The sequence below is a fragment of the Streptantibioticus silvisoli genome (assembly GCF_027947535.2).
Taxonomy (GTDB): Bacteria; Actinomycetota; Actinomycetes; order Streptomycetales; family Streptomycetaceae; genus Streptantibioticus_C; species Streptantibioticus_C silvisoli.
The window spans coordinates 67,479-74,078 of sequence record NZ_JAAGKO020000044.1 but is presented as its reverse complement, the minus strand read 5'-3'; the positions used below and the strand labels follow the sequence as shown (position 1 = coordinate 74,078).

The following is a 6,600-nucleotide window of genomic DNA, read 5'->3' as shown; positions in this document are numbered from 1 at the left end:
CACCTCCCTGAACCCCCTGAATCCCCCTTCGCCCCGGCGGCCAGCCGCCCCCGTCATCGCTTGATGACCTGCCCATGTCAGGGCCCTTTCGGGAATACCCCCCAATACGCGCGACCGACTCCCGCACGACCGTCCGGGACGGGTACGGTGTGGGCTCGCCGTCAGCAGCGCGCTGTTGCACTCTGGAGTTGCGGTGAACCGGCATGCCAGCACGCAGTACCCGGGCGAGGATGTGTGGGCGGTTTCTTGACCAGGACGCACCATGAACCGGACCGGCCCGACAGTGGTGACGGGCGGCCCGAGCAGGCCGTGGCGGGCCGCGCCGAGGGGCATCTCCTCGTGCCGCTGGCCAGTGCGCTGCTCGACGACCGGGGGCGCATCCTGCACTGGAGCAAGGACTCCAGCCTGCTGCTGGGCTACACCCCGGAGGAGGCGGTCGGCTCCTACGCCTCGCACCTGCTGGCCCCCGAGGGTCGCCGCTCCGACGCGCTGGAGCTGTTCGAGCAGATAAGCTCCGGCCGTGGCTGGAACGGTGCCTTCCCGGTCCGGCACCGCGACGGCCACACCGTGGAGCTGGACTTCCGCGCCTACCCCGTGCACGCCCCCGACGGCCGCCGGTTCGTGCTGGCCATCGCCTCCGAGGTTCAGGCGCTGCGCCAGGTGGAGGCGGACTTCGCCGCGCTGGACGGCTTCTTCCAGCAGTCCCCGGTGGGCCTGGCGGTCTACGACACTGAGCTGCGGTTCGTCCGCATCAACAACGCGCTGGCCCGGATGAACGGCCTGGAGCCCGAGGAGCAGATAGGCCGCCGCCTGTCGGAGGTGCTGCCGGGCATCAACACCGCCGAGATCGAGGACGTCATGCGCGGCGTGCTGGAGACCGGCGAACCGGTGATGGACGCCCGCTCCCACGGCCGCACGCCGGGCGACCCGGAGCAGGACCGGGCCTGGTCGGCGTCCTACTTCCGGCTGGAGGCCGCCTCCGGGGAGGTGCTGGGCGTCAGCTCCTCGATCATCGACGTCACCGAGCGCTACCAGGCCGAGGAGCAGGCCGCCAAGGCCCAGCAGCGGCTGTCGCTGCTCGCCGAGGCCGGGGCCATGGTCGGCACCACGCTGGACCTGCGCGACACCGCCCGTGAACTGGTAAGCGCCCTGGTGCCCCGGGTCGCCGACGTCTGCGGGGTGCACTTCCTGGAACGCCTGGTCAGCGGCCTGGAACCGGCGCCGGTGGTCGCCGGGGAACCGGTGCTGGTGCGCCGGCTGGCGGTCGCCTCCGCGCAGGAGGGCATCAGCATCGAGGACCTGCCGACCGAGGCGGTCTACCGGGTCGCCCCGGACTCCGCCTACGTCCGGGCGATGGCCAGCGGCCGGACGATCACCATCGACTCGTGCGACCTGCCGCCGTCGGCCTCCGACCCCGACGCCGACCGTGAGCGCGCCAAGCTCGACCACGGCGCCGGTGTGCTGCGGGTCGCGCCGCTGGTGGCCCGTTCCACCGTGCTGGGCGTCGTGATCTACGCCCGCGACGCCAGCCGCGAGGACTTCGACGAGCTGGACATCACCCTCGCCGACGAACTGGTCGCCCGCGCCGCCGTCGCGCTCGACAACGCCCGGCTCTACCTGCGCGAACACGCCACGCTGGTCTCCCGCCAGGAGGCGCTGAGCGAGGCCAACGCCGCCCGTGAGCAGCTCGCCCTGATCAACGAGGCCGGCACCCGGATCGGCTCCACCCTGGACCTGCGGCAGACCGCGCAGGAACTCATCGAGGTGGTCATCCCGCGGTTCGCCGACTTCGTCACCGTCGACCTGCTCGACTCGGTGCTGCGCGGCGACGAGCCGTACCTGCCGCGCGACGACCAGCCCATCGTGCTGCGCGCGGTCGCGGTGGGCGAGGAGAACGGCCACGGGCTGACCACCGCGGCCGACACCGTGGGCGAGGTCTCCCGGTTCGACGCGGCCAAGGTCTACGCCCAGGCGCTGCGCACCGGCCGCTCGGTGCTGGTCCCCGAGGTCGACGAGGAGTCGCTCGGCCGCATCGTCACCTCCTCGGACCGCGTCGACCCCGGCCTGGAGGCCGGCATCCACTCGTACCTGATGGTGCCGGTGCTGGCCCGCGGCTCGGTGCTGGGCGGCGCGGAGTTCATCCGCACCCGCAACCCCGAGTCGTTCACCGCCTCCGACGTGGCGCTCGCCGAGGAGCTGGTGGCCCGCGCCGCCATCAGCATCGACAACGCCCGCCTGTACCGCCGCGAACGCGAGACCGCGCTGACCCTGCAACGCAGCCTGCTGCCGCAGGAGGTCCACCACACGCTGGGCCTGGAGATCGCCTACCGCTACCTGCCGTCCAGCGTCGCCAGCGAGGTCGGCGGCGACTGGTTCGACGTGGTGCCGCTGTCCTGCGGCCGGGTCGCGCTGGTGGTCGGCGACGTGATGGGCCACGGCATGCGGGCCGCCGCCACCATGGGCCAGCTGCGGACCGTCGCCCGGACGCTGGCCACCTTGGAGATGCAGCCCGACCAGGTGCTCACCCGGCTCGACGAGACCGCCTCCGCCATCGGCGACGGTCAGTTCGCCACCTGCGTGTGCGCGGTCTACGACCCGGTGGACCGCTCCTGCGTCATCGCCTGCGCCGGCCACCTGCCGCCGGTCGTGGTGGACCCGGGCGGGGTGGCCCGCACGATCGAACTGCCGCCGGGCGTGCCGCTGGGCGTGGGGGGAGTGGACTTCGAGAGCGTCGAGATCACCATCCCGGAGGGCTCGCTGCTGGCGCTGTACACCGACGGCCTGGTGGAGCGGCGCGGCCAGGACATCGACGAGGGCCTGCGCCTGCTGTGCGAGACGCTCTCCGGCCACGACCGCACCCCCGAGCAGAACTGCGAGGCGGTCATCAGCACGCTGGTGACCGAGGGCGCCGAGGACGACATCGCCATCATCATGGCCGAGGTCCGCCCGGTCCCCGAGGGCCTGATCGCCACCCTGCCGCTCACCGACGACATCACCCTCGCCTCGGAGGCCCGCCGCTTCACCCGCGCCACCCTCGGCACCTGGGGGCTCGCGCCGCTGTGCGAGGTCACCGAGCTGCTGGTCAGCGAGCTGGTCACCAACGCCCTGCGGCACGCCGGCCCGCCCCGCCAGCTGCGGCTGTTCCGGGACCGCACCCTCACCGTCGAGGTCGCCGACGCCGACCACCAGGTCCCGTTGCTGCGCCCGATCGACGAGGACGTGGAGAGCGGCCGCGGCATGCGGCTGGTCAACGAGCTGGCGCACCGCTGGGGCAGCCGCGCCACCCGGCACGGCAAGGTCGTCTGGTTCGAGCTGGAACTCCCGCTGGGCATGGCCTGAAACGCACCGGCACCCCGCCGGGGCGCCGACCCGCCCCGGCGCCCTGAACCCTGCCGCACCGCGCCCCGCCGCACCGCCCGCCGTTGCCCTCCGTCGCCCGCTGTGCCTCAGCGGCCCGCGGCGGCCTCGACCAGCGCGTGGACCAGTGAGGCGTCCTCGGCCATCTCCGGGTGCCACTGGACGCCCAGCGCGAAGCCCGGCAGGTCGTACTCCAGGGCCTCCACCGTGCCGTCCTCGGCGTACGCCGACGCGGTCAGGCCGCTGCCGAGCCGTTCGACGCCCTGGTGGTGATGGGTCGCCACGTCCACCGTGCCGGGCAGCAGCCGGCTGATCCGGGTGCCGGGCACCGGTGTGACCGCGTGCCGTTCGAAGACGCCGGGGCGCGGATTGTGGGCGGTGTGGCCCACCGCGTCCGGCAGGTGCTGGTGCAGGGTGCCGCCGGCGTCGACGTTCATCAGCTGCATGCCGCGGCAGATCCCCAGCACCGGGGTGCCGCGCTCCAACGCGGCGCCGAGCAGGGCCAGTTCCCACCGGTCGCGTTCCGGGCAGGGCGCGCCGGCCTTCGGGTGCGGCGACTGTCCGTAGAACGCCGGGTCGATGTCCTCGCCGCCGGCCAGCACCAGGCCGTCCAGCCGGTCGACCAGGTGGGCGGCCGCGCCCGGCGCCGGATCGGGCGGCAGCATGACCACCAGCGCGCCGGCCGCCCGCAGGTACCGGGGGTAGGCGGCCGGCAGCAGCGCGGCGGGCGCGTGCCAGGCGGCGCCCCACCGGGCCTCGGTGAGGTACGTGGTGACACCGATCAGCGGTGACATGGGCACCGGCCGCCTCCTTGGAATCTTATGGTCCTACCGGGAACCTTTGGTCGCCCGCCGCCCGCCCAAACCTCGCCGAACGGCCGACCGCGTCACATCCGCCGCGTAACGCCCCTCGGCCCGCGTCCGGCACGCCTGCCGCCCGCCGTCCGCCGTCGCACCGCCGCGCCGACCGCCGCACCCTGCGGCGCCCCGCGCCCCGACCGGCCTCCCGCGCCGCGCGGCACCCCCTCACAGCAAGAACCCCCGCAGCAACGAGGCCGTGCCCGCGCAGTGCTCCCGCATCACCTCACGGGCGCCCTCGACGTCGCCCTCGACCACCGCGTCCACCAGCGCCGTGTGCTGCGCCTGCGAGTGCGCCAGGTTGCGCACCAGCAGCGGTATGCGGTCCAGCGCGTCGTTCACCGACGCCCGTACCCCGGTGTACGCGGCCGCCAGCGACGGCGAACCGGACAGCTCGGCGAGCGTCAGGTGCAGCCGGGTGTCGAGCCTGCGGTAGTCGCCCAGGGGCGCGTCGACCGTCGCCGTCAGGCAGTCGCGCAGCAGGGCGCGCTGCCCGGCGTCCAGCACCCGGCCCGCGCACAGTTCGGCCGCGCCGGTCTCCAGCACCTCGCGGAACCGCAGCAGGTCCTCCAGTTCGGCGCCGGCCGGTGCCGCGGTCCCGCCGGCCACCGGGGCGCTGCGGCCCTCCGGCGACAGGCCGCCCGCCGTGTACAGCACGAACGTGCCGCCGTACCGGCCGCGGCGGCTCTCCACCAGGCCCTGGTCCTGCAACACCTTCAGCACCTCGCGCAGCGTCACCCGGCTGATCCGCAACCGGTCCGCCAACTCCCGCTCGGACGGCAGCCGTTCACCGTAGGGGACCAGGCCGAGCCGCAGCACCTGGAGTATCCGCTCCAGCGCCTCCTCGAACCCGCTGCCGGCCCGCACCGGCCGCAGCACCGCGGCGAACTCGTCGTCGGGGGCAGCCTCGGTCCCGGTCATCGGTCCTCCCGTGCTGATCGCCGCGCCCACTTCACAATCAAAGGTCTCCCCCCATACCTTAGACGCACCCCAACAGGAGGACCGGAACCCGTGGAGAACCGCACGCCCCCGCTGTCCGTGGCCGAACTGCGCCAGCTGACCGCCGCCGGGGACATCGACACCGTCGTCCTGGCCTTCACCGACATGCAGGGCCGCCTCCAGGGCAAGCGGTTCGCCGCCCGCTTCTTCCTCGACGAGGTACTCGACCACGGCGCCGAGGGCTGCGACTACCTGCTGGCCGTCGACACCGACATGAACACCGTCGACGGCTACGCCGACTCCTCCTGGGACACCGGCTACGGCGACTTCGCGCTGCTGCCCGACCCCGCCACGCTGCGCCGCACCCCGTGGCACGAGGGCACCGTGCTGCTGCTCGCCGACCTCGCCCGGCACGACGGCACCCCGGTCGCCGTCTCGCCGCGGCAGATCCTGCGCCGCCAGCTCGACCGGCTCGCCGAACGCGGCTGGACCGCGCAGGTCGGCACCGAGCTGGAGTTCCTGCTCTTCGACGACACCTACGAGCAGGCCTGGCACGCCGGCTACCGCGACCTGCGCCCGGCCAACCTCTACAACGTCGACTACTCCATCCTCGGCACCAGCCGCGTCGAACCCCTGCTGCGCAGCATCCGCAACGGGATGGCCGCCGCCGGGCTGACCGTGGAGTCCGCCAAGGGCGAGTGCAACCTCGGCCAGCACGAGATCGCCTTCCGCTACACCGACGCCCTCACCACCTGCGACCACCACACCGTCTACAAGACCGGTGCCAAGGAGATCGCCGCCCAGGCCGGCCGCGCGCTGACCTTCATGGCCAAGTACGACGAGCGCGAGGGCAACTCCTGCCACATCCACCTGTCGCTGCGCGCCGCCGACGGCAGCGCGGTCTTCGCCGACCCCGACGCGCCCGACGGCATGTCGCCGGTCATGCGGCACTTCCTGGCCGGCCAGCTCGCCCACCTGCGGGACCTGACGCTGCTGTTCGCGCCCAACATCAACTCCTACAAGCGCTACCGCCCCGGCTCCTTCGCGCCCACCGCCGTCGCCTGGGGCCGCGACAACCGCACCTGCGCCCTGCGCGTCGTCGGCCACGGCCCCTCGCTGCGCTTCGAAAACCGCGTCCCCGGCGGCGACGTCAACCCCTACCTCGCGGTGGCCGGCCTGATCGCCGCCGGACTCGACGGCGTGGAACGGCGGTTGGAGCTGCCCGACCCGTGCACCGGCAACGCCTACGCCGGCGACGCGCCCCGGGTGCCCGCCGCGCTGCGCGAGGCCGCCGAACTGTGGCGGCACTCCGCCGTCGCCCGGACCGCGTTCGGCGACGACGTGGTCGACCACTACCTGAACATGGCCCGTGTCGAGCAGGACGCCTACGACACCGCCGTCACCGACTGGGAGCGCCGCCGCTCCTTCGAACGCCTGTGAGGAACCC

4 protein-coding genes are annotated in these 6,600 nt (G+C 73.6%); 2 read left to right on the top strand and 2 right to left on the bottom strand.

All coding sequences use genetic code 11. The annotated features are described in order from the left end of the window. Positions 1-246: 246 nt before the first annotated feature. The gene (locus tag POF43_RS25605) at positions 247-3,339 is read left to right on the top strand and encodes a SpoIIE family protein phosphatase (RefSeq protein WP_282704774.1); all 3,093 of its coding nucleotides are present in this window, start codon (positions 247-249) and stop codon (positions 3,337-3,339) included. Positions 3,340-3,446: 107 nt separating this feature from the next. On the opposite strand, the gene POF43_RS25600 is transcribed toward POF43_RS25605, so the two are convergent. Together POF43_RS25600 and POF43_RS25595 are read right to left on the bottom strand one after the other, a co-directional pair. Continuing rightward, a complete protein-coding gene (locus POF43_RS25600; protein ID WP_271316151.1) occupies positions 3,447-4,151 on the bottom strand; it encodes a gamma-glutamyl-gamma-aminobutyrate hydrolase family protein in 705 nt (234 codons plus the stop codon). A 231-nt stretch (positions 4,152-4,382) separates the two neighbouring features. After that, entirely contained in the window at positions 4,383-5,135 is a 753-nt protein-coding gene (locus POF43_RS25595; protein ID WP_271324669.1) for a FadR/GntR family transcriptional regulator, read from the bottom strand. Positions 5,136-5,225: 90 nt separating this feature from the next. Between POF43_RS25595 and POF43_RS25590 the strand changes: the two genes are divergently transcribed. Next, positions 5,226-6,593, top strand: a complete 1,368-nt coding sequence (locus POF43_RS25590) for a glutamine synthetase family protein (protein WP_271316149.1) — start codon at positions 5,226-5,228, stop codon at positions 6,591-6,593. Positions 6,594-6,600 lie beyond the last annotated feature (7 nt).

What these genes read in the sequence shown, in the direction of transcription:
- POF43_RS25600 (WP_271316151.1), bottom strand. Translation starts at nt 4,151, where the DNA reads ATGTCACCGCTGATCGGTGTCACCACGTACCTCACCGAGGCCCGGTGG.
- POF43_RS25595 (WP_271324669.1), bottom strand. Translation starts at nt 5,135, where the DNA reads ATGACCGGGACCGAGGCTGCCCCCGACGACGAGTTCGCCGCGGTGCTG.